Origin of the sequence: Vibrio sp. EA2, assembly GCF_033042495.1 — a bacterium.
Lineage (GTDB): Bacteria > Pseudomonadota > Gammaproteobacteria > Enterobacterales > Vibrionaceae > Vibrio.
Genome location: NZ_JAWLID010000015.1, coordinates 1 through 25526 on the forward strand (window position 1 = coordinate 1; position 25526 = coordinate 25526).

Annotated in this window: 22 protein-coding genes and 3 pseudogenes; 11 read left to right on the forward strand and 14 right to left on the reverse strand. The window is 39.8% G+C overall.

Annotated elements, in window-relative coordinates; translation table 11 throughout:
• The first annotated feature begins 325 nt into the window (after nucleotides 1-325).
• The 3 genes from RXX31_RS20935 (at nucleotide 326) to RXX31_RS20945 (ending at nucleotide 4498) form a co-directional block, all read left to right on the forward strand.
• Nucleotides 326-1435, forward strand: coding sequence for an SIR2 family protein (locus tag RXX31_RS20935; protein ID WP_053307031.1), 1110 nt, complete (start codon nucleotides 326-328; stop codon nucleotides 1433-1435).
• A gap of 8 nt (nucleotides 1436-1443) precedes the next feature.
• Nucleotides 1444-3321 (forward strand): ATP-binding protein, encoded by a 1878-nt coding sequence (locus tag RXX31_RS20940; RefSeq protein ID WP_317591629.1) that lies wholly within the window; start codon nucleotides 1444-1446, stop codon nucleotides 3319-3321.
• Between the two features lie 265 nt (nucleotides 3322-3586).
• A complete protein-coding gene (locus RXX31_RS20945) occupies nucleotides 3587-4498 on the forward strand; it encodes an alpha/beta hydrolase (protein ID WP_317591630.1) in 912 nt (303 codons plus the stop codon).
• A 690-nt stretch (nucleotides 4499-5188) separates the two neighbouring features.
• Here the strand turns inward: RXX31_RS20945 and RXX31_RS20950 are convergent.
• The 6 genes and pseudogenes from RXX31_RS20950 to RXX31_RS20970 all read right to left on the reverse strand — a co-directional run bounded on the left by RXX31_RS20950 (nucleotide 5189) and on the right by RXX31_RS20970 (nucleotide 11007).
• Complete coding sequence (locus RXX31_RS20950) at nucleotides 5189-6172, reverse strand: GGDEF domain-containing protein (protein WP_317591631.1); 984 nt, start codon at nucleotides 6170-6172, stop codon at nucleotides 5189-5191.
• 27 nt (nucleotides 6173-6199) lie between these two features.
• A pseudogene (locus RXX31_RS24870) lies at nucleotides 6200-6463 on the reverse strand (hypothetical protein); the annotation flags it as partial.
• Nucleotides 6423-6749, reverse strand: a complete 327-nt coding sequence (locus tag RXX31_RS20955; protein WP_317591632.1) for a hypothetical protein — start codon at nucleotides 6747-6749, stop codon at nucleotides 6423-6425. The gene RXX31_RS20955 and the pseudogene RXX31_RS24870, both read right to left, overlap by 41 nt.
• A 1120-nt stretch (nucleotides 6750-7869) precedes the next feature.
• Nucleotides 7870-9510: a GGDEF domain-containing phosphodiesterase gene (locus RXX31_RS20960; RefSeq protein ID WP_317591633.1), complete on the reverse strand. Its 1641-nt coding sequence runs from the start codon at nucleotides 9508-9510 to the stop codon at nucleotides 7870-7872.
• Between the two features lie 349 nt (nucleotides 9511-9859).
• Nucleotides 9860-10162, reverse strand: a complete 303-nt coding sequence (locus RXX31_RS20965) for an antibiotic biosynthesis monooxygenase family protein (protein ID WP_258661146.1) — start codon at nucleotides 10160-10162, stop codon at nucleotides 9860-9862.
• Between the two features lie 38 nt (nucleotides 10163-10200).
• A complete protein-coding gene (locus RXX31_RS20970) occupies nucleotides 10201-11007 on the reverse strand; it encodes a hypothetical protein (RefSeq protein WP_317591634.1) in 807 nt (268 codons plus the stop codon).
• 156 nt (nucleotides 11008-11163) lie between these two features.
• On the opposite strand from RXX31_RS20970, the gene RXX31_RS20975 reads away from it, so the two are divergent.
• Nucleotides 11164-12039, forward strand: a complete 876-nt coding sequence (locus tag RXX31_RS20975; protein WP_317591635.1) for an EamA family transporter — start codon at nucleotides 11164-11166, stop codon at nucleotides 12037-12039.
• Here RXX31_RS20975 and RXX31_RS20980 read toward each other — a convergent pair.
• From RXX31_RS20980 to RXX31_RS20990, 3 genes are read right to left on the reverse strand one after another with little or no spacing between them, the layout of a single operon-like run.
• Complete coding sequence (locus RXX31_RS20980) at nucleotides 12008-12892, reverse strand: LysR family transcriptional regulator (protein ID WP_258661152.1); 885 nt, start codon at nucleotides 12890-12892, stop codon at nucleotides 12008-12010. The genes RXX31_RS20975 and RXX31_RS20980 overlap by 32 nt on opposite strands.
• Nucleotides 12893-12910: 18 nt before the next feature.
• Nucleotides 12911-13483: an O-methyltransferase gene (locus tag RXX31_RS20985; protein ID WP_258661154.1), complete on the reverse strand. Its 573-nt coding sequence runs from the start codon at nucleotides 13481-13483 to the stop codon at nucleotides 12911-12913.
• On the reverse strand, nucleotides 13480-14103 hold the full coding sequence (locus RXX31_RS20990) for a DsbA family protein (protein WP_317591636.1): 624 nt from the start codon (nucleotides 14101-14103) through the stop codon (nucleotides 13480-13482). The genes RXX31_RS20985 and RXX31_RS20990 overlap by 4 nt, the downstream gene beginning before the upstream one ends.
• A 144-nt stretch (nucleotides 14104-14247) precedes the next feature.
• On the opposite strand from RXX31_RS20990, the gene RXX31_RS20995 reads away from it, so the two are divergent.
• From RXX31_RS20995 to RXX31_RS21015, 5 genes and pseudogenes are all read left to right on the forward strand, one after another.
• Nucleotides 14248-14862 (forward strand): nitroreductase family protein, encoded by a 615-nt coding sequence (locus RXX31_RS20995; protein ID WP_317591637.1) that lies wholly within the window; start codon nucleotides 14248-14250, stop codon nucleotides 14860-14862.
• Between the two features lie 47 nt (nucleotides 14863-14909).
• Nucleotides 14910-15998: a phosphotransferase gene (locus tag RXX31_RS21000; protein WP_258661160.1), complete on the forward strand. Its 1089-nt coding sequence runs from the start codon at nucleotides 14910-14912 to the stop codon at nucleotides 15996-15998.
• Nucleotides 15999-16186: 188 nt separating this feature from the next.
• Nucleotides 16187-17107: pseudogene (locus RXX31_RS21005) on the forward strand (IS5 family transposase).
• A 38-nt stretch (nucleotides 17108-17145) separates the two neighbouring features.
• Entirely contained in the window at nucleotides 17146-17595 is a 450-nt protein-coding gene (locus tag RXX31_RS21010; protein ID WP_411197995.1) for a hypothetical protein, read from the forward strand.
• A 2-nt stretch (nucleotides 17596-17597) separates the two neighbouring features.
• Complete coding sequence (locus tag RXX31_RS21015; RefSeq protein WP_317591638.1) at nucleotides 17598-17705, forward strand: MetS family NSS transporter small subunit; 108 nt, start codon at nucleotides 17598-17600, stop codon at nucleotides 17703-17705.
• Nucleotides 17706-18207: 502 nt separating this feature from the next.
• On the opposite strand, the gene RXX31_RS21020 is transcribed toward RXX31_RS21015, so the two are convergent.
• Nucleotides 18208-18684 (reverse strand): GNAT family protein, encoded by a 477-nt coding sequence (locus RXX31_RS21020; RefSeq protein ID WP_317591672.1) that lies wholly within the window; start codon nucleotides 18682-18684, stop codon nucleotides 18208-18210.
• Between the two features lie 245 nt (nucleotides 18685-18929).
• On the opposite strand from RXX31_RS21020, the gene RXX31_RS21025 reads away from it, so the two are divergent.
• Complete coding sequence (locus RXX31_RS21025; RefSeq protein ID WP_317591639.1) at nucleotides 18930-20537, forward strand: aldehyde dehydrogenase family protein; 1608 nt, start codon at nucleotides 18930-18932, stop codon at nucleotides 20535-20537.
• A gap of 208 nt (nucleotides 20538-20745) precedes the next feature.
• On the forward strand, nucleotides 20746-21417 hold the full coding sequence (locus RXX31_RS21030; RefSeq protein ID WP_317591640.1) for an AraC family transcriptional regulator ligand-binding domain-containing protein: 672 nt from the start codon (nucleotides 20746-20748) through the stop codon (nucleotides 21415-21417).
• A gap of 35 nt (nucleotides 21418-21452) precedes the next feature.
• On the opposite strand, the pseudogene RXX31_RS21035 reads toward RXX31_RS21030, so the two are convergent.
• The 4 genes and pseudogenes from RXX31_RS21035 to RXX31_RS21050 all read right to left on the reverse strand — a co-directional run bounded on the left by RXX31_RS21035 (nucleotide 21453) and on the right by RXX31_RS21050 (nucleotide 25518).
• Nucleotides 21453-22656 (reverse strand): annotated as a pseudogene (locus RXX31_RS21035) (IS3 family transposase).
• A 145-nt stretch (nucleotides 22657-22801) separates the two neighbouring features.
• On the reverse strand, nucleotides 22802-23962 hold the full coding sequence (locus tag RXX31_RS21040) for an iron-containing alcohol dehydrogenase (protein ID WP_317591641.1): 1161 nt from the start codon (nucleotides 23960-23962) through the stop codon (nucleotides 22802-22804).
• A gap of 128 nt (nucleotides 23963-24090) precedes the next feature.
• Nucleotides 24091-24747 (reverse strand): NAD(P)H-binding protein, encoded by a 657-nt coding sequence (locus RXX31_RS21045; RefSeq protein WP_317591642.1) that lies wholly within the window; start codon nucleotides 24745-24747, stop codon nucleotides 24091-24093.
• A 3-nt stretch (nucleotides 24748-24750) separates the two neighbouring features.
• The gene (locus RXX31_RS21050; RefSeq protein WP_317591643.1) at nucleotides 24751-25518 is read right to left on the reverse strand and encodes an MBL fold metallo-hydrolase; all 768 of its coding nucleotides are present in this window, start codon (nucleotides 25516-25518) and stop codon (nucleotides 24751-24753) included.
• Between the last annotated feature and the right edge of the window lie 8 nt (nucleotides 25519-25526).

Sequence of the window (25526 nt, forward strand, 5' to 3'; positions counted from 1 at the left end):
ATCCTAGGGTCATCTGGTGATACAGACGGTTCACTCTTGTCGTAGTGAACAACGCTTCATACGACTTCAGGTCGCACGGGCACTTCTGTGTTACGAAGTACCAACTGTAAAGACTTTGGACATTTCCGAGTTACGACGCTCAGGACATTCTGGTTTTTCGGATAACTTCTAAAACCGAAAAGTATACCAACTATCTACATACCGCAGACCAAATTCGCGCACCCAGTACAGTAACAACATAAAGATCAGAACCGTGAACTTACAAATAGTTTAATCTGATTTGTTCAACAAAGACCATGTGATATTGTGTTTTGGGATTATGCGCATGTTTGCATCTACTCCCGTGGTGAAATTTCAATTTCAAGTGAAGGGTTTTATGGCGAAAACAATTAGATTTGCACCTAAAGATGATAACTTCAAAGATTACTTCACTAGAATCTTTCAGTCATCAAATGTCAATTTCATACTAGGGGCTGGTGCTTCTAATCCAGCCATAATCGTTGCGGGTAATATAGAAGATCAAATTCAAAACTTGTACAACGAAGGTAAGATAGAGGAAGCGAAACGCAAAGAATATGATTTTATACTTCAAGTGCAGACACCAACAAATTCACTGATTTATACTGGAGACATACCTCGCCCTCCACCGATCTCTAGTGTGCTCACCCACTATAAGAAGTTCTTTGAAAACATAGGGAAAATGCTAGATCGAAGAAGAAATAACCTTCTACCTAAGAAAGTGAACATCTTCACTACCAATTATGATCTGTTCATAGAGAAAGCAGCCCTAAGCTACAAGAACATTATTTTAAATGATGGCTTTAAAGTTAAGTCAACTCTTTCTGAGTATGAATATGACACACGTAGTTTCAGTCGCGTCAGTTATGAAACAAGCTCCCTATACGACTACAAGGTAGAGATACCTTCAATCAATTTGATTAAGATGCATGGCTCCATGTCATGGAAGATCTCAAATCCTAAGTCATCAAATGAAAAGCTTGTTTACGAGGTCGAACAAAAAAATCTTCCACAAGAAAAAGACTTATCTATAGCAGAGATTGAAAAGGAACTCGAAAAGTACCACCTTATCTTCCCTAAAAAAGAAAAGTTCAAAACAGTTCTACTTAACCACACATACTATGACTTGATGCGCATATACTCTAATGAGTTAGATAAAGAACAAACAACACTTATTGCATTCGGTTTTTCATTCCTTGATGAACATATTCAAGAGCTCACGAAGCGTGCATTAAGAAACTCTACTCTAAAGCTTGTTATCTTTGCATATAGTAATGAGGGTAAAATATCTCTAGAAAAGATATTTGATCGACACAATAACGTAGATATCGTCTATGGCTTGGGTGATGAAAGACTTGACTTCGCAAGGTTCAATGAGGCACTTGGGTGTTGCCTACCTCTAGAGGTTGCTCAATGACGATAAAAATGGAATTAGTACTAAAAGTTGGTGAGGTCTGCGAAGTTATTGGAAAGACCATTACAATTCGCGTGTATAAGAACAAGAACCTTTCCGATCTATTTTACAATGGAACCATAATTAGAAATGTCTCTGTTGGTAGCTTCATTGAGATTAAGAAAGGTTTCACCAGTTTAATTGGCAAAATTGAAGGTGAAAAACTCATTGAAGACAGGAATACAACTTTGACCTCAAACGAATCTACATCTCCTAAGTATCAAAGATTCCTTACTATTTCACTATCTGGGTACATCAATAGAAATAACAAATTTGTCGGTGGCACGGCTGAATTGCCATTGATTGGTAACGAAGCATATATTCTAACTGATGATAAAATCTCTACTGTTCATAACGTTGGCACTGCTACCAAAGAGCAATCAATTGAGATAGCCGAAACACATATTGACAAGATGCCAATATCATTACCAATTGATGGCTTGTTAAACACACATATGGCAATTTTTGGAAATACTGGTAGTGGTAAATCTAACACATTGACTGCAATTTATAAATCTGCCTACCAACGACTAGAAAACACTCTAGGAATCGAAAAGTTTAATCAGCGATGTAAGTTCATTCTTTTTGACTTCAATGGTGAATACATAGCGGAAAACTGCATCACCAATAAGAAGAAAGTTTATGACTTAACAACAAGAACGGGTGATGGCCCAAAGCTACCTTTACCAGGAGATGGCATCTTAGATATTGAAGTGATATCTATAATATGTGAAGCAACTGATAAGACTCAAAAGCCTCTACTTGAACGTGCATTGCGGATGTATAAATCAGCTAAAGATGCCTATAATCCAGATCAATATGTTAAAGGGATCTTGCAGAGTCAAGTCAAAAAGACATTATTACTAGCTGATAAGCCCAAAATTACAACCGTTATCGGCTACTTCCGTTCGATCTTCAATAATGCCGATGATCTTGAAAGTGACATCACCATTTATAACAATGATGGTAAAGTACAATTACTGTCTCCAAAACCGTTAGTCAATAGTGGGTTCATTGGCAATGAAGAGAGTCCCAATATTACCAACACAAATCTCTACTCAAAGACAAACACATTTCAATTAGAAGCCAATGAATTCAATAACTTCATTAATTTTGTTTATATACAACTAATTGAAGACTTATTATATGACAGAGTAACTAATGAACATGTAAAGCCAGTCCTTGGGAAGCTAAAACTAAAGAAGAAACACATCGAAAAAGTGCTCAATTTCAATGGTGGTAATATTTGGGATGGCAAGAATTTTGTTGTGATTTCGCTTGATAAAGTAAACATAGACATCAAAAAATTACTCCCACTCCTTGTTGCTAAGACCGTTTACGATGAAAAGAAAAAGTCTCGTGGTAATGAGTCGTTGAATATTATTATTGATGAGGCGCATAACATACTTTCTAATGAATCATTCAGGGAAACTGAAGCATGGAAAGACCACAGACTTGAAACATTCGAAGAGATAATTAAAGAAGGACGAAAGTTTGGTACGTTCTTAACGATATCGAGCCAAAGGCCAAATGATATCTCTCACACAATAACGTCTCAAGCACACAATTACTTCATACATCGGTTAGTTAATGAAAGAGATCTACATTCTATTTCTAGAGCAGTTTCATACATTGACAGTATCACAGAAGAATCAATTCCAACGCTTCCTACAGGGGTATGTATTTTTAGTGGGGTATCTACACAAATCCCACTAAAACTGAGGATTAATGAATTATCAAAAGATGAACAACCTCACAGTAGTACGTTCGAGTTTTTCAAAGAGCCACAAAATGAAGCTACAGCCCTTAAGCTTGAATCTGCTCAAAATACACTCGATATACCATTTTAGGTGTTGGCAATGAAATACTAGACTTCAGATAACATGTGGTATTGCAAAACCACTTGAATAAATTATGAAATAGCTTTTCTGCTAACGCAGAAAGGTGCAGAGTCGTGTTTGCCGAGATTGGCTTCAGAACGTCCTTGGACAACAACGCTGGTTAAGCTTTAGGTCACCACTCCATTCAGAATCTTAAAGGCAAAATGAACTTTACCGATTCGCGGTGCTCAAAAGGTGAAAATTTTAACTTTTATATTAATTTTAAGGGATTGAAATGGGCCTGATTCGGATAATTCTAGTAATACCGCTATTTATTGTTGGCGTCGCCAAAGCGTCTTCTACTATCCATAGTATCGAGCGGCAAGATGGCTCATCGTTAATTTATTACCTCACCAAAACGGCGGAAAATCCGAGTAATACCTTGTTGGTTATCATGCAAGGCTCTGATTGCAATAGCGTCTCCCACAGCACGACGATTAATGACCTATTTTCGCAAACGGCGCCAGAGGCTGATTTACTCACGGTAGAGAAATACGGGCTAAACCAAGCGATCAGGTGGAATCCCGATGGCGATAGCCCTGATTGCCCGACAGCGTACATTCAAAAGGATTCACCGACACAGCGCACGGCAGACTACCGACAAGTGATCGAAAGACTCGAGAGTAATTATGAGCACATTATTGTACTTGGCGGGAGTGAAGGGGCCGTAGTTGCCGCCATGGTCGCGTCACAAGTTCCATCGGTTGATAGCTTAGTGTCTTTGAACGCTGGTGGGCGCTTCTTCGTTGATGATGTTCTCTATAATATGGAGCAAACTATGCCATCGGAAGCCTTGATAGAAGCAAAAAATGGTTTCTTGGGTTTTCAGCAAGCCGTGGTAAGCGCTGAAACAATGGACATCAATATGAGCTCCCATGGTTTTGCTTGGTGGAAAGAGATGCTGACGTTAGACCAAAGGACGATACTTGAACGGGTCAGTGCCGACATTCTCATTTTGCAGTCGGAGCGAGACATTAACGTTTCACCTGATCAGGCGAAACGACAAGCAGAGCAACTGATGCAGTCGCGTTCGAACGTGTCGTTTGTGTTACTCGCTGGTTTAGATCACGCTTTTCAAAACCAGCGAGGAGAAAGTGAGATACCAGCCGTTATCAAACAGATTCGAGCATGGTTAGAACGAACTTAGTTAGTACAGGAAGAAAAAGAAATGGGGTAAGGTCTTGCGTTTTGCCACACATTACTTTTGCATATCAAAACTAGCTGACTATCGGAAACGTAACCGAAGTGCAACAAGCTTTGGTGCGAGTTGAACTAGCCAGAGGTAGCTAGCTCGAAGCTGGACAAAAGTGTTTTAGCTATTTTATTAACTTAGCGATTCATAGATTAGCTCAGGTATGCCAAATGGTCTGCAGTGTTAGTGCATAGCTTAGGTTCCTGACATTGTGTGTTAAAGCATGTGTTTAGTCGACGTTCTGGTGATTTCGCTTTCAGGATGGGAGGCGAAGAGTTTTAGTGGTCATATCTGGATCATCTAGTTTTGAAATCCTTGAGCTAGCGGAAAGAATTCGAAGGAATATTGAAACCATAGCTATCTCTTGTGAAATCATTGGCATCTCCCATCAAATCACAGCTTCTGTCGAAGTATACAGTTATGTTCCTCAACGTAGAGTACAATTGAGTTTTATTTAGAGCAGGTCGACTCTGCTCTGTACAAAGCAAAAAGTAGCGGTCGCAATGTTTCTGTATCACCAAGTAATTGTTTTCATTGATTTAAAAAACACTAATAACTTCAGGCACTGAACGGTCGCTCGATGATGTATCCAATCAAATTGGCACATGTCATATGCCAATTTGGTCTGATTTTAGGCGATTAAGATTAAGACTTAATCACACTCCAGCGTGTCGCTTGGTTCCTGCCATTTTCTTTCGAGTGATAAAGTGCTGTATCAGCTCTTTCTATGGCATCTTCTAGACTACTGTCATCTAATTGGAACTCAGAGATACCGATACTTACAGTTATGTTTTTAGGGCCTGAAAAAATATACTTTTCTATTAAACTTCGCAATTTTTCGGCAACTAGCATCGAGCTGTCTTCATCTGTGTTGGGAAGCAATAGAACAAACTCCTCACCGCCCCAACGAGCAAAAGAGTCACTAATTCTTATGTTTCTATGGATTAATTTACTAAACTCAACTAGATAATCATCGCCAACAGCATGACCAAACTCGTCATTGATGCTTTTAAAGTAGTCAATATCAAACATCATTACGGTATATATGGAATTATACCTTTTTGCTTTAACGTATTCCTGTGACAATAGTTCAACCATCTTATTTCTATTTAGCACTTGAGTTAGAAAGTCTATGGTTGACATTTTAAGTAGTTTATTTTGATTTCGATAACTTTGAAAAACAATTACAAAAAATGAGATTAACACTATGAATATCATAAAATTAAACAACAAATAGTTTCTTTTCATAAGCATTAATGTATCGTCTTCTGATATTGAAATTAAATAGGCCACGTGCTCTCTTTTGAAATTTTCAACTGATAAGAAAGATACAATCAGATATTTTCCATTCACATTGAACTCTTTTGAAAAAGTATTACCAGTTTTAATATGAGGATCAAGCTGTTTTTTAAATAGTTCAGTATCACCCTCAAGTTCAGTAAACTTCAGGTTTTTCAGGCTTTTATTTAGCACGTCTTTATCTACATAGTAATCACTGGCTATTTTGCTATGTATGTAGTTATTCTTCGTATCATCAAACACTTTGTAATTCACAACATCCTTATTCATCAAGAAGAAAAAATCTTGTTCAGGATATAGATTAAACAATAAATTGACGATACTACCCATTGATAGGGATACTTCTAAAGTGCCTATCTGAATGTCATTATATAATACTGGATAAACGAATCGATAACCGTTATATATTCTACCTTCTTCAACCCCCTGTACAAATCGCTTTTCTTTATTGGATATCCTTACCGATTCTCTTATAGAGAATAAATTATCACCAAATTTTTCAGGTTTATGGACACGTAAAAAACTATCACCATTTTCAAAGTGAAAATGTAACTGTCGAAAGTTAAAATCTGTAAGAGTTTTATACTTTTTTTTCCAGCATCGAGTATATTGAATTTCTATTAGATGTTCTTATGCTCTGATCACCAAAATAGGCTTCACTCATCAACCTAAAAATATCTTGGTCATCCTCAATTTCTTTAAATACGTAATTTGAAAAATCTTTATAAACGCCTAAGCTAGACTCAACTTTAGAACGTAGTTCATGAGAAGAACCAAGTAAAATTCGTTCTCTTTGAGTTTGATATTCATTAAATATGAATGTTATTGCCATCACGACTACAAAAGCTAGTAACAAGCATGAATAAAGCATCTTTTTTATATTTGATTCTCTTGTTTGAATTATCATTTTATCCACCAAGCCCACGTCTTCAACAAATCATAATTGCACAAATACTTATACGTTTACAGGATTGAATTGACTATTTATATCTCACAACCCTTTGTCTACTCACATCAAAATGATGACAAACACACAAAAAGAAATCCTAAAGCGCCAACAAGCCTGTAGACAGGGAATTGTTCATATTATGAGCTAGTCAGAACCAGATCGAATCATTAAAATTATTTGGTCAGACATTGATACCAAAAATTGTTATGAGTAAGAAATCTAAATGGGAAAGGGGCAGAAGTAAGCTTGCCACATACGGTTCTTAGTTTTAAACTAACTTAGAGAGCCTCGGACGTCCTTGCTTTTTCTTGGAGTTACGATTGACTATCTGGCCAGAAGTGATTGTATCGAATTGAACGTGGCTTAGTTGTAAAGTAGATCACCGAGGACATACAATTAGTCTAGGCGCTTTCCCTCCCATGTACTTTGGGGATTAAACACCCGACGCTGCACAAGAATGTGTTCCCTCTTCGATGTAAATCGATAAACCTTTTGTAGTTATTCACAATGAAATTTAGAATGATATATTTATATTGTATATATGGTTTAATCTTATCACTTTACAGTATAATATCATTAATAGAAACCTCAATATAACCCATCTTCTATTTCTAACTAGCGAACTTATTTTTTATTTCAACAGAGAATTAATCAAGATTATATATCACCACTAAAAACAACTCATTAAAATAAAATAGACCAAAAATAAAAACCACTTCATCGTCGCTTTTAATATCAACCCTACAGTCTATTTCAGGATTACTCGCGCTAACAATGAAAATCCATATGTTATATTAACGAGGCACTTGAAATCCTTTAATAGGAATAAAATTTATAACCGGAATAAAATATAAAAATCGATCACATCCAACTTTAAATGCAAACATATTAACAACTTAACACATGGAGATATGAAATATCGGAAGACAAGTAAGTTATAAGTTAAATATAATACTAGACGAAGAATGCACTATAGCAAATTGCACTACACTGAAACACAAATGGTGTGATCTCTTGAAGGGGCTGAAATAGAAAGAAGCTCACTTTGAACGTGAGCCAACACACCCATCTGCTCTCGTCACTTTAAGGCATTCATCTCTAGCCATGCTTGCGGTGAACAAGGCCTATGCAAGAAATACCCCTGAAGATACGATACGCCAACCTCTGTTAGTGTCTTAAACATTTCCGACGTCTCTATTCCCTCTGCGACAAGCGTTATGTTGTATGTATTCCCAAATTCGTACAAATGCGCAATAAGTTTTAAACATGCTTCACGCCTCATCGCTTCGTTAATTAATACTTTATCTAGTTTGACTTGATACAAAGGAAGTCGGAATAAACTAGTAATCGCGCTCATTCCTGCGCCAAAATCATCGAGCGATAACTTAAACCCATGAGTGTGAAGTACATCGAGAGTTTTTGTGATCATCGGATTTTCATCAAGCAAATAGGACTCGGTAACCTCGAGCACAATACGAGTTGAATCAATACCAAAGCGAGCAACAACCTCACAGACATCCTCGATAAAGCTAGTACTAAGCAATTGATGCGCCGACACATTTACATTGACTAAAGGTCTCGCATTGTGCTTGGCATCGAACATGACCAGATATTGGCAAGCGTGCTCTAGAACTAACAAACCCAATGCATGTATATGCCCTAACCGCTCGGCGATGGGTATAAATTCTGCGGGTGAAATCGAGCCCAACTCAGGATGCTCCCACCGAGCTAACGCCTCAAAACTTATCAGCTCTCCAGTCGATGCTTCGACAATAGGTTGCAGTGCTATAGTAATTTGGCGCATTTTAACAGCTGATTCTAACGCGTCATGAATTGCAAAGTATCTATCAATACTGCGCTGCGACTCTCCAGTGTAGGTAATAGGCGAACTGATAGCTCGGGAATACTCAGACAAGTCAAATATATGCTGCAAAGGAGCTGTGACGCTTAGGGCACAAACTGGGATCGCACCAAGACCCAATCTACTTGTAAGTATCGAGTCATTCTTACGAACTTGATGAAATACCGATTCAATTTTGTTCAACGCCTGAAGAGACTCCTCTGAGTTAATTTCTTGCTCCATCGTGACAACAAACACGTCCGCACTAATTCGATACAAACCGTACTTCATTTGCAGAACGTCATCTAATGTTGATACAAGTGCCGAGGAAAGGTGTTCAATTGCTTCATATCCAACTTGCCTTTGAAGCTGTTGCAGTTGAGCTAGACAACATACTAGGATCCAACTTTTTTCATTCAGACTTGGGAATTTTTCTAGGAACTTGTGCCGGTTAAACAATCCGGTTTCACTGTCGTGATTAGCCATATGAGTCAGATACTGGTTCAGCAATACCTCTTCAGATACATTTTTATGTGACCCCACCATGGCAAGTCCATCTTGGTATCTTACTCTCACACCAGTCGCTTCAACCCATAGGTAACGTCCAGATATATTTTTAACTCGATACCGCGTGGTCACTCGTGCAAACGACAGCTCTTGTTGATGACTGTCCACTTCTTGCTGTAACCTTTCCCTATCTTCAGGGTGAACCAACCCTAACCAATCATCTAACGTTGAATCTTCCATTAATAGTGGAAACTGCTGGTAGAATGAGTGGTTGTAAAACTGAACCACATTGTCATCACTCATAAACCAAAGCCCTTCGCCTGCAGTATCAAAAAGGCTGAGCAATACCTTTGGTAAAGTCTGCTTATTCATATCATTCCCTATATTGCAAAGTGTGCTCCTTCACGCCTCTAAAAAATATTCCCCAAAATTCGAGTCAACTAAGCTCAGTACTGCTTACGAACAAAAAGGAGATACAGTCTTTCTAACATCCCAAGAGCTATTTCTAATTCGCTTATATAGTTCTATTTAGATGAGGATAAAAATCAGCCACAACCGAATTTAAACATGACGTTCAATAAATTAAGTCTTCGAGTAATAATACCTTCTAATATTGAAGTAAACCCACTTAGACATATTCACAATTCAATAAATATAGAGAATTCCTAAACCTCGAACTCTCTATATTTAAAAAAACATAACAGAAAGAAATTTATATCATCTACTTTAATATATCATCACATACTGTTAGCTCTCTTAACACTGAAGAACTGATTAGGTATTTTTTCATTTCTAGCAATGTACTTGGCTGTAAGTCACGAAATAACTCTGTAGTCTCAGCCCAACGATCTCTATCAGGCCATTGAGCGTAAGCTACGTACGTATTCGCCACTCCAGTTGTATGTAGCCTTGAACCAAGGCTTCCCCTCGTTTGGTACACATACTCTGTATGCTCAATCCAAGCTTCCCTGAATTTTTTATCCGTACCTTCGTCGATCACGAACTCATAGACAACGGTAAACATACTACCTCCTAATATACTTTTTGATTCAAATAAGAAATCTAAAATTTTAAGGTTTTATTTAGTAGCATAGGAACATCACTTGTAAAGTCGATCCAAGGGTTTCCATTTAGCGTTCCCGGCCAACTGATGCTCGGTTCTTCATATCGCATGATAAACTGCTCTGGGCCATGCGCATGAGCCACTACAAGGCCATAATCAGCATCGAAAAAGCCACCATGTGATACCAGTCCAGGGTAAGAAATTCGCCAAGCTTTGCTATCCAAATCGACGTAGCCAAGGGTTAGCTTACCAACAACCCCATCATCAAGTACAAAGAACCAAGTCCAATGTCCTCCTGAAATAATTGTCATAACCTCATCAATACCCTCACCTTTCTCTGAACTATTTACATGAAGCTTTCCAAATTTATGCTGGAGATAATGCTTAATGTCTTCTGACATAGACATCATGTCGTATACTTTTGGGTAAGGGGCTACATCTGGCTCTGAGGTAGACAAGTATCCACCTCTATGAACAGCTGGTTTCCTGCCGGCCAATTCAATTTGTTCAAGTAATTGAGCTCGATTCAGTGAAAAAGCTTGAATTAGAAGTTTCTTTTCATCTGAATTGAGTTCCTTTCCCTTAGACTTTTCAATAATTGGTTGTACTTTTTTGGGAATACTCACTTGTGTGACTTTGACACCAACGCGCTCTAAGTAACTATTGACATTCTTTACTCCTTGAACAGACGGTCTCCCATCACTAAAAGATAGTTCCAGCATACCTTTTGTTTCGGGCGAGCTCGCTAGAGAACTAGTCGAAAGAATAACTAATGACAATGAAACAATGATTTTTCTAAATAGCATAATCAGCCTCCAATTTTATTTACATTTCTATCCTAACTCATCATTTCAAAAAGAATAATGACACTTTAGTAAACTATCAATTCACTATTTTTATATTGAAATAGATAAATAGCCATCAATAATAACTTGGTAAATTTTTGCTTTTAGAGGCTACCTATGTTTTCATTAATATTTACAACCGCTTTAGCTCCAATTATTTGGGGCACTACTTACTATTTAACTACCGAGTTCCTCCCACCAAACCAACCCTTTTTGGCATCGGCTATTAGGTGTTTACCTGCTGGGTTAGTGCTACTCATTTTATTTCGAGAAAAAGTCGATATGGTAACGCTAAAAAGACTATTCATACTATCAATGTTGAATATAGCTCTATTCCAGAGCATGCTTTTTATTTCAGCTTACACTCTGCCAGGAGGTGTCGCATCCCTAATTACGTCTCTACAACCTGCAATAATAATCTTTCTAGCATTTATATTTAAAGGCGAGACTCTCGAGAGCAGAAAAAAACTCATGCTCATAACTGCTTTTATAGGTATGTGCTGTATTTTCTTAACACCGCAAACGCAACTAAACACCATAGGTGTTTTAGCAGCCTTTATAGGTGCATTATCTATGTCATTTGGTACATTTTTCTCAAGAGAATGGTCAACTCAAATTAACATTTATGCATTTACAGGCTATCAGTTGACGTTTGGGGGTATTGTTCTACTTTTAGTTTCCCCATTCTTTGATATATACCCAGACAGCATTGAACTAAAAAATATATATGGGTATGGATATTTAGTAGTATTTGGGGCAATTATTTCTTATTCATTGTGGTTTAATGGAATAAAAAAACTACCCTTAGGAATTGTCACTCCATTAGGTTTGTTGAGTCCAATTACGGCAATAATTCTCGGTTGGTTGGCACTAGAACAGTCTATGAATTTAGTTCAAGGCTTTGGTATATTTTTAGTCTTAGTCTCACTTTATGGACTAGTCTCATCAGGTAAAAACAAAATCAAGATAAACGCTCAACAAGAAAATCAATAAAACTTCGAACTAATTTTGATTTTGCTCTACTACTCGGATAAACTGCATATAAATAATGTTCTTCAGGGTACCAATCAGGAAGCATCTCTATTAATTGACCATCTTTTAACATTGACCGAACATAGAGCTCTGGAGTTAGAATAATCCCTTTACCGAGCTGGCAAGCTTTTACTAAAGCTAAACTGTTGTTAACCATATAGTGTGAACTTTCCAGCTCAACTTCTTCCGTTTCATCTCCCCGACTGAATTTCCATTTGTTAACCGTAGCTAAGCTATATATTAGGCATTGGTGGCTCTTGACATCCAATGGGCTCAATATCGGTGCATGACTTTGAATATACTTAGGGGAGGCACATAAAACACGTTTCAACTTCAATAGCTTTCTTGACCTAAGTGTAGAGTCAGTTAGTGTACCACTACCTCTAATTGCAACATCTGCTCCTTGAGCGATTAGGTCTTGCTGTTGGTCATCCATGATAACCTCGATCGCCACCGATGGATAAAGCTCAGAGAACTCACATATAAGTTCATTCAACAGAACTAAACTTAAAGATAAAGGAGCGCCGATTTTTAACTTTCCTACAATGTGATCTCGATTAAAAAAAAGCGACTGTTCAGCATTAGAGATAGTGTCTAAAGCCAAACAGACCTCCTTGTAATACTCTAAGCCGGCCTCTGTAACAAACAGTTTTCTAGTCGTACGATTTATCAGTGGAGTATCTAGAAATACCTCTAACTCATTCATATTTTTCGTCACTGCTGCTTTCGAAAGCTTTAAGTCAGTAGCAGCGGCTTGAAAGCTACCAAGTTCAACTATGCGCCTAAAGACAGTAAGAGCTCTAACTTTATCCATACCCACCCCCTAAGTCATTTAATACTTATATACCAAGAACTCTCCTTTACCTACATTTAGAGTGAAAGAAAGTAACCTTTTATCTTCTTCCACCATGCAAGTAAATGGCTTAAGCTCCTCCTCATGAGATATCGCATTGTCACAAACCAACAATCCACCACACCTCAAACTCGCTATCAAGCTATCGTAGTAATCTAGATACTCCAATCTATTAGCGTCCAGAAATATCATGTCGAACAATTCATTATTGGACTCTAGATAGTTTTGGACAGTACCGACAACACTAGTTACTTTATTCTCAAATCCAACTTTTCTTATATGAGACATTGACTCTTTGGCTTTGCTAGACTGCTTTTCGATCGTTATCAACTTACCTTTTTCAGGTAAATTTTTGGCCAACCATAATGTAGAATATCCGTTAGATGTACCAATTTCTAAAACTTTACTAGGCTTAATAATACAAACCATCATATCGAGAAATACTCCTGTATCTTTAGTTATGTTAAGATACTTATTCTCTTTAACAGTTTCATAGCCATCATTCTCTAGACCTATACGCTCCAAAATTTCCATATAACTGTAGAAGTTCATAGCACCTCCAAGTCAGATAACATTTTCATTAATACAGGTAATTTAGTCGTCGATCGAATGACATGTTCATTATTTACAACCAATGTCGGGATAGACTTCACCCCGTAATTAAATGCCATTAAAGCATCTTTACTTAGTTCGTTATTTACTTGTTCAGAGTTCATCAACTCAATAAAAATTTTCTCGTCATAGCTTTGGATATTAATGGCTTCTTTTATAACATTGATATCACTTACGTTTATAGAATCTTGGAGGTGGAATTTTTGCAAGGTATCGAACATATCCCAATGGGCCGTTTGTCCACCTAATATTTCAGCAGTCTTAGTCGCTTTCGCGGCCAACATACCATTGGGATAATTGAAACTTGATTCACGCATACCATTAATATTAAACCTTTCTGGTTTTCCTTCAAATGCCATGCAGGATTCCCAATGTTGTAATACTTGTTCTTTTGCAGCTTCTAACGAACCCCATCTTGCGATCATTTCTTGATCGTTTTTTTGCAAGATAAAATTCCTATGAACCACTTCTACATTATATTTCAGGTTCAACTCTCTTAGAATTGGAGATTGTATATAACACCACCCACACACTACGTCATGGAAGAATTCAACTTTCATTTATGTTACCTCTCAAAGTTAAAACCAAAACACTATATAACAGAAATCTGTATTCATTTATGAATTGACAGTTAACTAACAGTGAACAATCTATTTGATATGCTTTAGATGCGGAATAAAGCAACTAACTTACAGGTGAAGAAAATGAAAGACGCACTAGAATTGATTGTTGAGCGTAAGACAACCGGAATATACGATCCAGATATTGTGATATCGAACTCAGACGTCAAAGAGATTGCCAACTATGCATTTCAAAGCCCATCAGCTTTCAACTTGCAAAATTGGTATATCCTTGCCGTACACTCTCAATCCGCTAAAGAGAAATTATGTGAAGCAGCATATGGGCAACCGCAAACTAAAGATGCTGCAGTAACATATGTCGTTTGTGGTGATAGCGAAGGGTATAAAAATTTAGAAAGAATTCTGCAAAGTGATGTCAATGAACAAATCATACCAGATTCTATCAAAGACGCATGGGTTGGCATGGCTGCACAAAGCCACGAAAACAGTGAAATACTACGTAGAGACGAAGCGATCCGCTCTGCATCTCTACTAGCAATGAGTTTGATTTATGCAGCTGAAGCCAAGGGGTACGATACGGGTAGTGTCGGAGGCTTCGATCCTGAAATGGTTAAGCGCTCATTCAATCTAAGTGATTCATTAATCCCAACCATTTTAATTACTGTAGGCAAAGCGGCAGAGGGTAACTGGCAGAAGAAGACCAGAAGACCCACTGAAGAAGTTCTTACAATTGCATAAACTTTGGGGGATGACTTTTCATCCCCGTTTTGGAAAAGGATATTTACATGAACACTAGGCAAAAGCAACAAACGAAGTTCGAAGCAAGTGGGGCCAACATCGAAGTAGGAACTCCTGAAAACTGTCCTCTAGCTCCTTCAGTCTTAACAAGCATTACCGAAACTTCAGCTTATGTCACAAAATCAATAGATTCAGGCCTGACCGCTGAAGTTTATCAACTCACCGTTAATGGTAAAAAATATACTTTAAAGAAAAAGAGAGCTTCGGCACTCGTTTCTAACTTGGATGGCAAATTCTCATTTTTGAATGAAGTTCAACGTAGAGCTGATTTTTACAAATTAAAATCCAACCACGATGATCATGAACTCTTACCCAATATTGTAGATACGATTTACGCTAACTATCGATTAGGTATAATATTATCCCCGTGGATCGAAGGCGAGCCGCTAGAAACTTTAAACAAAGATATTTTCAAGCAAATACTAGAAACCACGTCACTATGTGAGCAATATGGTCTAATGGAATGGGACCTTTGCGAGGGTAACATTTTAATTAATGAAGACGGTAAAGTTTTTCTATTCGACTTTGGTTATATGTATCCTTTTGACCCTCTAGTCGATATAAATAGTAATGGTATGTCTGACCCCATTTTTCATAGCGTTGAACGATTCGAAACCCGATTCTTCTTTGGATGGCTTTTAGGTAGAGATAATCTAAGTGAAGATGAAAAAATAGCTTTGTTTGCCGACCTAAAGTCTGTAGCGATAGGTGTCTTTAACAAAAAAATCTCATGGTTGAAAGCAAATAATGCATCACCTGAGGTTATTCAACACTTTCAAAATATTGTCAATAAATGGTCTGAAGCTTTGAAAAGCAGTAACGCATTAAAGAAGCTATATAGAGCTGAATCATTCAGGTCCCATGTTCTAGATATAGAAGACGACTTGCATGGAAAAAGTTGTACAAAAAAAACCTTAGCAAGAATTGATCATGTTTTGGACTCAATAGCCAATCACTACGAGTTCTTGAATTCAAACAACTGTCTTTTTTACGAAAACACTGGTAAGTCTCAGCAGAACCTGATCGAAACATACCAAAAAAAGTATCAGCTTGCACAACAGCATTTGATTATCTAGCCATATGAGTTTAAAAAACGAAACAATTAGTCAATCAGGGAGTATCAAGGATTGTAGCTCTTCAGCTAATCGCTCAAACACCCGGCGAACCCGCAAGTTTGTTCTAAGTGGCTTTGTTGCTTAAATCGATGGAACTAAATCAAGAAGCTACGATCTGATCGGCTACACCCATTAATCGTCGTAGCCTCATGCCTAAACCTCGTTACAAAACAACTAACTGGACGCAGTACAACAAAGCCTTAATAAACCGTGGTTCTCTGACCTTTTGGATTGATGAGGAAGCGATAGCCGAGTGGAAGCAAAACAAACAAGGCAAGCGCGGCAGACCTCGCCAATTCAGCGACTTAGCCATTACTACTGCACTGATGGTGAAACGCATATTCTCTATGCCGTTGAGAGCACTGTAAGGATTTCTAGACTCGGTATTTAAGCTGGCTAACATCCCGCTAGTTTGTCCCCACTACACCTGTATAAGCCGTCGAGCTAAGGAAGTTGAGGTTTCATTTAAAACTAAAACCAGAGGTGCGATACAACACCTAGCCATTGATGCCACTGGCCTCAAGGTTTATGGCGAAGGCGAATGGAAGGTCAAGAAGCATGGTACTGACGGGAAGCGTAGGGTTTGGCGTAAGCTGCATATCGCAGTAGATACTAGCACCCACGAAATAGTCGCAGCAGAGCTGAGCTTATCTAACGTAACCGATGCCGAAGTACTTCCCAACTTGCTTAAGCAGACACGCCGTAAAATCATTGAGATATCAGGCGATGGTGCTTATGACACAAGGAATTGCCATGATGCCATACGGCTCAAGCGAGCTGTTCCGCTCATTCCGCCACGAGAAGGGGCAGCCTTCTGGGAACGAGGACATCCTCGCAACTTAGCAGTGGGTTGCCAGAAGCTCTACGGCTCTAACAAGAAATGGAAAAAGCGGTATGGTTATCATAAGCGCTCGCTCTCAGAGACAGCAATGTATCGGGTAAAACAGTTGTTAGGTGGGAAATTAAGCCTGAGGGACTACAACGCTCAAGTTGGTGAGACTTACGCTATGATCAAAGCGCTGAACAAGCTTACAGGGCTAGGTATGCCTGAAACTCAGTATGTTGTTTAAGAACTGAACAACATGGGGCTACCATGTCTTCTCATCGAATTAAGCAACAAAGCCGTAAAAAGACAGCAACTATCGTGTGCACAGTTGGCTTGGCTTTATCAATGACCTTTGCAACTAACGGAGGCTTATTACTACTTGATCTGGTTGATCATTTCGTCAATAACGTGGGAATTCTATCTAGCTGTCTGGTAGAAATTATCTTGATGACCTGGTTGTGTAAGTTGGCAGATGTCCGAAGCTATGTGAACAAAATCTCCGATTTCTCGGTGGGAGTCTGGTTCGAGGTATGCCTGAGATTCATTACTCCGGTAGTACTGGCAATTATCGTTGCGACCAAGTTTATAAACCTGATTGTGGAAGGGTACGGAGGTTATGCACCGTTCGAGCTCATGGTATTAGGTTGGGGCCTTATCCTGGCTCTGCTTATTACAGGCATTTACATCAACCTGGTAGCTCCTACCAGACCATCGCTGATTGAGGAAAACTAATTATGACCACTAGCGCAACAATAATGCTACTAATTGGCTTGGGAGTAACATGGGGTGGTGCAGCTTTTTGCATTCGTTTAGCTATGAAGAGGTTAGGCTCGGCATCCTGAAGCATGTATGGCCTATCTGGTAGGCCATTTTAAATAGCGAAATTAAGGCCTGCCTGTAAAATATTTTCAGGCAGGTATGTTTGTAATTACGATGAAAGGCTCTTGGGGGGATGCTCTTTTGTGCATTTAGTACAATTACTCTGTAACGGACAACGCCGATGAATTTGTTATACCTGTAGTTATAGTAGGAACCAAAACAACGTTGCACAAAACTCCCATTTCCGCGTAAAAGAGACTTTATTCACCTGTGATTTTCGCCTGCATTGTTATGCCAGTTTGCTGACAGACATAACTCGCAACTGGACAAAAGCTACTCAGTCGCTTCAGATGAAATCTACCCTTCGGATAACTTTTGGTACTGCCAAACGCAGAACGGCACCGATACACAAGGTGCCGTCCGTGAAAGGTTTTGGACAGAAGCTATCACTTGTGAACTACATCGCTAGATTCACTGTATGCAAGATTCACCGCAAAGTATGCAGAATGTCACTCGGGTGTACATTTAAAGAACTTTTTCCATTCGAAGCAAGTCCCAGGTTTCGCCATTATAAGAAATGCTCCCGCTCTCTGTCGCAGTCACCTCAAATCCCAGTGATTTGTAACAGGCTATCGCAGCAGCATTATGAGCATATACAGCCAGGCTTAGCCTGGAACAATGAAACTCCTTTTTAGCTTTCGATATTAGGGTATTAAGCATCACCGTCGATAAGCCCCTTCCCCGAAATTCGTCAGCGATGAAAACGCGGCATATCCGAAAGTGACCTTCAGATATCCTATACAGTTCTACAAACCCTGCTTCTTTGCCATCAACAACGAGTATGTAAGGGTTGGTCTCAGGTTTAGCGCAGTGCTCAGAGATTTGTTCTCTCGTTAATGGGTAGTCAAATGTCGGCCCGCCCCATAAGTAGTTCAGCTCTTCAGAACTTATCCAACGGATGAGTAACTCGTATTCATTACGAGAAAAGGGGGTCAAGATCATGATTGAACTGAAGCTCCAATGGTTAGCCATGTTGTTTCCAGGCACTTATTCTATCTCTTCTACCACAAACAAGCTTAGTGTTAGGTGACACAGTGCTATCCATTGACGCCAGAATTTGAAGGTTAAAAAGCATAAAGCAAAACTATGGCGCCATTGGCTAGTGAACTGACGCATATTGCTTAGAATGTATTCGACGGTGGGTATAAATTTATACATTTACCCACAACAAAGCAAGGAAATAACAAATGCTAGCCAAAGACGCGTATAACCAATTAGAGCCAACTCAATGGGCAGAGACCCCGGTTGTTGAACGTTTATCACTAATCGAAGAGATTCAGGACAACCTCTTAAAGTTTATGGACGAGCTTGGCAATGTAGACTCCAGTATGAAGAACCAGTTAACAGCAGAGGGCGCAGTTTCATTTGGTGAAGGGGCCGGAACAACAGTAAACCCAATGGGAATGACGTTATTAGGTATTCGGCGACTGTATGAAAGCCTTGTTCACGGCGAACTTCCAAAGCCTGTAAATGTGACTCCTTTGGGAGATGATACTTTTGAAGTTGAAGTTTACCCTGTCCATAAAAAAGATAAGCTGATGGCTGCAAAAATGAAAGGCTATCTGCATATCAAAGGGACACCAGAACAAGTACACCCTCTGGATAAACCTGCCGGTATCATTGCTGTTTCAGGGGCTGGCAATTACAGTTCATCAATCGAAATGGTTATGGCTCTTTTCCTTGAAAACAAAGCCGTTATTCATAAACCGCATCAGCTAAACGAAGCAACTGACAAGGTTTGGGAGAAAGTTTTTGCACCATTGATAAAACGAAAAGCCCTTGTGTTTATTGATGCCGAACAGGGGCATGAAATGGCTGCTTTAAATGGGTTACATTCAATCTACTTTACTGGTTCTACTGGTGTTGCTCATGCCATTCAGGACGCTGCCAGTGCCCCTCTTGTTTCAGAGTGTGGAGGAAACAACCCATGCCTGATCGTTCCGGGTATCAAACCCTGGACTGAGAAAGAAATTGACAGATGGGCGATGCAGATCGTATCCGCAGGTAAACTTAATGGTGGCGCGGTTTGTGGTCGCCCCCAGACTATCATTACATCCAAATCCTGGCCTCAGAGAGAGCAATTTATTGCTGCCCTGCGCAATGCAATGACAAAAGTGACTTTTGCAGTAACCACCTATTATCCAGGTATCGATAAGACCAAAGCTGCATTTATTGAAAATCAACCAACAGCAGAGATATTAAAACCTGAAGACGGTAAGAATCCGTATGGCGATGTTATTTTTATTCCCGGTATTAGTAAGGATGATTTTGCTATTAAAAATGAAGCTTTCTGCCAACTGTTCAGTGAGTTGCCATTAGAGACTGAAAATGATGCTGACGACTTCCTGACTAAGGCCACAGAATTTTGTAATACCAAACTGCTTGGTTCTCTGGGCTGTATGGTTTTAGTCGATAACGACACACTGAAACAGAAAAAGGAACGTGTTCATCAGGCCGTTCAGGAGCTCAATTATGGCGGTATCGCCGTAAACAATATTCCACCTAACATCTGGTTGAACCCTTATCTGACTTGGGGTGGTTGTGGCGAGACTACCGAGAATTTTGTCTCTGGTGTGGGTAATTTTGGTAATGGCTTAAACTTTAATAATATTATTAAGTCCGTCATTATTGATGACTTTACTGCAATGACATTTGCTCTGACCAATAAAATACAATTTGAGCATCTGCTGGTGAATGCTTCCAAATTCTCTGTGCATCAGAGCTGGGGACATTTCGTTAAGCTGGCGGGACAGATGGTTATTGATGGAATATGTCCTAAGAACAACAAGAATTAAGCTCTAACCAGAATCAATTTATAAAGCCCGGTTTACTATTTACGGTGAGCCGGGCTTTTTTGGTTACTTGAAAACCGTGAAATTAATTTGGCATCAATTACTACTGTCTTGTCACCTTCTGACTATGTGCAGATTACCCTTTAGAGGTACGCTTACATGGTGGGAGATGGACAGCCCTTGTATTAAATTAACGTTTTAGATGAGTATGATGACTAATTTATCCCCCCTGTACCCAAAACAAGCCTCCTGGTTTGTCGCGTTCAGCGATATCGATCTTCAGATGAAAGATGTTCTGGACAGAGCGAACCTTTCATCCGGCTGGATGAATAAGCCCCCTGAAATGGTTTCTCTGCATGAATACTTGCAGTTCTGGAAAGGGTTGGAACTACTTGCCGGAGAAAGAGATTTGGCTCTGCTTCTGGCTGAATCTATGGCAATGGAAAGCACTGAATTTCCTTTAAATGGTGCTATATATCAAAAGAACGCTGGTGATGCATTGAAGTATATTGAAGAGGTATACCCTCGCTTGTATCCTATTTCTATCGAGTTAGAAGAGACTCCGGAACTAACCATTGTAACAATGGACTACGAATATTGCCCCCGGCGACCAAGCGCTGATTTTTCAATGAGCTTTCATATGATGCGATTGGTTCAGTTGCTACGAAAAGCAACAAGACGAAACATTACCCCTTTGTCGGTTGAGTTGAGTAAGCTATCAAACTTTACAGAAAAACATAGCGAGTTTTTAGGCGTCAATATTACCAAAGGTTCTGGTAATAAAATTACGTTCAGCTCCCACGATATAGAAGTACCTTTTTGTACCAACAACCCCAGTATGCGGGCACTATTTGATCAATGGCTACAACTGAATCTATGGTAGCATGACCCGTCCTGATATGGGTTGACACTTTTTAACTAAAACGCTCGATGTACTTCATCGGGCGTTTTGTATTTTAAAGCCGTATGAGGCCTCATTTGATTATAGATATCTACGGACTCTGCTACCATCGTCCTTGCTTCTTTCAGATCTTTCGGTTTCTTCAGCAAGAGCTCCATTTTGAGTATCCCATTTACACGCTCAGCTAAAGCATTCTGATAACAGTCATACCCGTCTGTCATTGAGCAAGTCACTCTATGTTTCTTATGGATATCTTGATATTCCTTCGAACAGTATTGTGAGCCTCTATCTGAGTGGTGTATTAGCTTTTCTTCACTCTGCCGTTGCCTGAGAGCTGAGATAAATGCCCGCTTAACTGATTGAGTTTTCATGTTGTCATCCATATAAAAACCAACAATCTTCCTTGAATAAGCGTCTGTCACCAAGCTGAGATAACTCTCTCCATTTTGAGTTGGCAAGTAAGTAATATCAGCAACCCACAGTTGTTCTGGCTTCGTTGGTGTCAGCCCATCTTTCACTTTGTTTGGGTGACAGAAAAATCGATGACGGCTGTCAGTCGTTCGGTGATAGGCTCGTCTTGCTCTCACTAACAGCCGATGCTTTCTGAGAAGTTCAAAGAGCTTGTCGCGACTATTTGAATGCCCTTTGTTGCTGCTAAGAACTTCAGTTTACGCGTGCCAATGCGTGGCTGCTTCAGCCTGACTTCACGGACAAAGCCAATGACAGCATGCTCATGATGTTCACAACGAGATTGAGTTTGGCATTGCTTATAATAAGCTTGGCGAGAGATTTGTACTAACTGACAAAACTTCGTAACGCTCAAACCTACTATGGTTTTCTCTTGGACAACGCTTCTTTGTGCTTTTTTGTCACTCTAACACCATAGTCACGTTCCATAACGTTCACGACAGCTTCAAAGAAGTCGGCTTTGAGTTGAGCATCTTCGAGCTGCTTCTCAAGCTCTTTAATACGTTGCTCTGGTGTAGGAGGTGAATTGAACTCGGCCATAGAGTCTCCTTTGGACATAAAGTTAGGTGTCCCTTTAGACCAATCTAGTCGACCATGCTTACGAAGCCAAACCAAAACCGTAGAGCAACCTTGGATGCCATACTTCTCTTGGGCTTGTTTGTAAGTGAGGCTTCCTTTTTCAACCTCATCAACTACAGTGAGTTTAAAAGCGAGGGAGTAATCGCGCTGAGTTCTTTTAGTTCTTGATTTCATAACACTCTCCAATTTTGGGGGTGGAAAGTGTCAACCTTATTTAGGACGGCACAGCATCAACAAAAAAGGAAGTGACTTATATCATCACTTCCTTTTTCCTTGCCACCGTGGGCTTTAAATTCACTTCAGGTGGTAGCTCTTTAGTTTAAAGGGCCGCAGTGAGGATCTTCTTCACAACATCCGGCGTTAAATCACCGCTTTCCGACAGCGCAGTCAAACCAAGGTTCTTCAGGTTAGCAATAACCTTGTCTGTTCCTTCGCCATCAATGCCGTAATGAGACAGATTCGTTACGATATCAAGAGAGTTAAAGAAAGCCTCTGTTTTATCGATAGCCTGACTAATTTTCTCGTCATCACTCCCTTCTGTGATATCCCAAACACGTTCTGCAAACTGAATCAGCTTCTCACGCTTATGCGTTTTACGTTCGCGCAGTAGCGATGGAAGAACGATAGCCAATGAACGGCCATGTGCAATATCAAACAGTGATGTCAGCTCGTGACCAATCATATGGGTAGACCAGTCCTGAGGAACGCCTGCTCCAATTGCGCCATTTAGTGCACTGGTAGCTGACCAAATAAAGTTCTTTCTTGCATCAATATCATCATTATTGGCGTAAGTAACCGGGCCAACTTCTATCAGTGTTTTAAGAACGCCCTCAGCAGTACGCTCCTGAACCATTGCTTTAGTCGGAACTGTCAGATACTGCTCAAGAACATGCACAAAGGCATCAGCAACACCATTTGCAATCTGAGATTGTGGCAGAGTCAGCGTTAAATCCGGGTCAAGGAATGAGAACTTAGGAAAGGTCAGCGGTGACATAAACACCAGCTTCTGACCGTTAAAGGTAACCACACCGCCCATATTCATCTCAGAGCCCGTAGCAGGAAGCGTGACGACACATCCAAGTGGCAACGCATCTTCTGCCGGCACAGGAGTCAGACCGTTAAACAAGATGTTCTGGTATTCTTCTGTTGGGTATTTTGCTGCTAGTGCAACAAACTTAGTGCCATCCATTACCGAGCCACCACCAACGGCAAGCAGAAAATCGACGCTTTCAGCTTTAGCAAGCTCCATCGCTTTTATCAGTGTTTCGAACTTAGGGTTAGGTTCAATACCACCAAACTCGATGATTTCTCGTGATTTCAACGCTTGTCTGACTTTATCAATGGTTCCGTATTTCTTTGCACTCTGACCACCAAAAGTAATCATAACTTTAGCATTTGCCGGGACAAGCTTATCCAGCTCTTCAAGGCGGTTTTGACCAAAAACAATGTGAGTCGGGTTGTAGTAATCAAAATCGAACATGATGTTACTTTCTCCAGAATTATTATGAGTTAGCGCTAATAATAATAACCGCTGTCGTTAGCATTACTGCTGTCAGATTATGCCAACCTGCTTTCAAAAGACGCCAGTCAATGAAGTTGGCCGACATGTTATCCAGGCTGAGAAACAGACAGTATGTCCTTATTCTCAAACACCTGTTGATCAGCGCCATTCATTCCGACTGTAAACATCGCATCCGACAAAGAGGTGGACTTCACACTCATGCCCGAACCTAGGCGCGAGATTAACGGATACAGAGCCCTGTATAAACGATACCAGATATTGGGCTCGTTTCTCGGTGTTACCGGATAGATATATCCAGGTCTGAGCGCATAAAACTCCGGATGCGCTTTAGCAAGGATGTTCTCTATCTCACCTTTGTCTTTGGCGAACATCATCTTAGATTTTTCCTGCCGATCTGCTCCGGCACCACTGAGCAGACAGAAACGAACCTTTTCTCCCATCGCCACCAACTTCTGTGAAAGAGCCTGAGGGTAACCCACAGTAATATCATGAAAGGTTTGCCTGTCGACCTGCCCCGTATATACACCGAGGCAATAAAACACAACATCAATGTCTTTCAGATACGCTTCCATCGGCTGAAGTTCAAAAAAGTCGTCAACCACCAACTCTTGATATTTACTATGGTTTATTTCGGTTTGTCTCCTTACCAGAGATACAACGCCTGATACTCGAGGATCATTCAGACACTTGTCCAACACTAATCCGCCAATCATTCCGGTAGAACCAGTTATCAATACCTTCATTTATCACCACCCTTCTGCTGCATAGCTAAGATTATCTGTATAGCCGTAATACGCGGTATAGAGCGAATAAATCTCTCTTTGCCGGACAAGTTGCGCTAGCTTATGAATACTTGCTGCGTTCTCCGCAGTATCCATGGTAAAGATTTCAACAAACGGCTGAAACTTCCCGGAAACCAGCTTTACGGTGTCACCAGTAAAAAAGTATTTTCCGTCAATGAGAAAGCACATACTGCCCGGAGTATGACCCGGAGTAAGAGTACACTCTACATCTCGACTCTGAGTTTTGAGAGTCTGACCATCTTCTAATGTGTGATAAGAGGCTTTTAGCTTATTGTTAAACTTTATACGGTGACGAGTAAATGTTCGCTGTCCGGAACTATCAATAAGTGGCACTTCTGCCGCTGCAATATAAATATCCGCATGATTAAAGGCACTGATCGCTCCCACATGGTCAATATCGCTGTGAGTTAACAAAACCGTATGCACTTCTTCAGGCTTAATATTAATTTTAGCCATTTGCGATATCAGCTTTTCTGGTGAATCACCGGCATCAATGGCTATATAGCCGCTTCCGTCTTTTACGAAAAAGACATTAGCATGACCATCTTTTGCTACCCAAACCTCTCCCCCTAGCTTTCCGGTCGGCAGACAGGTGTGTTTCATTTTTCGGGTGACATTTGTTGCTGTCACACCCAGATATAACAGAGGTAACACTCTATAAAAAATCAGGGTAACAAGTACGATTAGAACAATATAAAACCAATTATTCATACCAACCT

Coding starts and splice junctions, on each gene's coding strand:
- RXX31_RS20935 (WP_053307031.1), top strand. CDS start 326: ATGTTTGCATCTACTCCCGTGGTGAAATTTCAATTTCAAGTGAAGGGT.
- RXX31_RS20940 (WP_317591629.1), top strand. CDS start 1,444: ATGGAATTAGTACTAAAAGTTGGTGAGGTCTGCGAAGTTATTGGAAAG.
- RXX31_RS20945 (WP_317591630.1), top strand. CDS start 3,587: ATGGGCCTGATTCGGATAATTCTAGTAATACCGCTATTTATTGTTGGC.
- RXX31_RS20950 (WP_317591631.1), bottom strand. CDS start 6,172: ATGGGTAGTATCGTCAATTTATTGTTTAATCTATATCCTGAACAAGAT.
- RXX31_RS20955 (WP_317591632.1), bottom strand. CDS start 6,749: ATGATAATTCAAACAAGAGAATCAAATATAAAAAAGATGCTTTATTCA.
- RXX31_RS20960 (WP_317591633.1), bottom strand. CDS start 9,510: ATGAATAAGCAGACTTTACCAAAGGTATTGCTCAGCCTTTTTGATACT.
- RXX31_RS20965 (WP_258661146.1), bottom strand. CDS start 10,162: ATGTTTACCGTTGTCTATGAGTTCGTGATCGACGAAGGTACGGATAAA.
- RXX31_RS20970 (WP_317591634.1), bottom strand. CDS start 11,007: ATGCTATTTAGAAAAATCATTGTTTCATTGTCATTAGTTATTCTTTCG.
- RXX31_RS20975 (WP_317591635.1), top strand. CDS start 11,164: ATGTTTTCATTAATATTTACAACCGCTTTAGCTCCAATTATTTGGGGC.
- RXX31_RS20980 (WP_258661152.1), bottom strand. CDS start 12,892: ATGGATAAAGTTAGAGCTCTTACTGTCTTTAGGCGCATAGTTGAACTT.
- RXX31_RS20985 (WP_258661154.1), bottom strand. CDS start 13,483: ATGAACTTCTACAGTTATATGGAAATTTTGGAGCGTATAGGTCTAGAG.
- RXX31_RS20990 (WP_317591636.1), bottom strand. CDS start 14,103: ATGAAAGTTGAATTCTTCCATGACGTAGTGTGTGGGTGGTGTTATATA.
- RXX31_RS20995 (WP_317591637.1), top strand. CDS start 14,248: ATGAAAGACGCACTAGAATTGATTGTTGAGCGTAAGACAACCGGAATA.
- RXX31_RS21000 (WP_258661160.1), top strand. CDS start 14,910: ATGAACACTAGGCAAAAGCAACAAACGAAGTTCGAAGCAAGTGGGGCC.
- RXX31_RS21015 (WP_317591638.1), top strand. CDS start 17,598: ATGACCACTAGCGCAACAATAATGCTACTAATTGGCTTGGGAGTAACA.
- RXX31_RS21020 (WP_317591672.1), bottom strand. CDS start 18,684: ATGATCTTGACCCCCTTTTCTCGTAATGAATACGAGTTACTCATCCGT.
- RXX31_RS21025 (WP_317591639.1), top strand. CDS start 18,930: ATGCTAGCCAAAGACGCGTATAACCAATTAGAGCCAACTCAATGGGCA.
- RXX31_RS21030 (WP_317591640.1), top strand. CDS start 20,746: ATGACTAATTTATCCCCCCTGTACCCAAAACAAGCCTCCTGGTTTGTC.
- RXX31_RS21040 (WP_317591641.1), bottom strand. CDS start 23,962: ATGTTCGATTTTGATTACTACAACCCGACTCACATTGTTTTTGGTCAA.
- RXX31_RS21045 (WP_317591642.1), bottom strand. CDS start 24,747: ATGAAGGTATTGATAACTGGTTCTACCGGAATGATTGGCGGATTAGTG.
- RXX31_RS21050 (WP_317591643.1), bottom strand. CDS start 25,518: ATGAATAATTGGTTTTATATTGTTCTAATCGTACTTGTTACCCTGATT.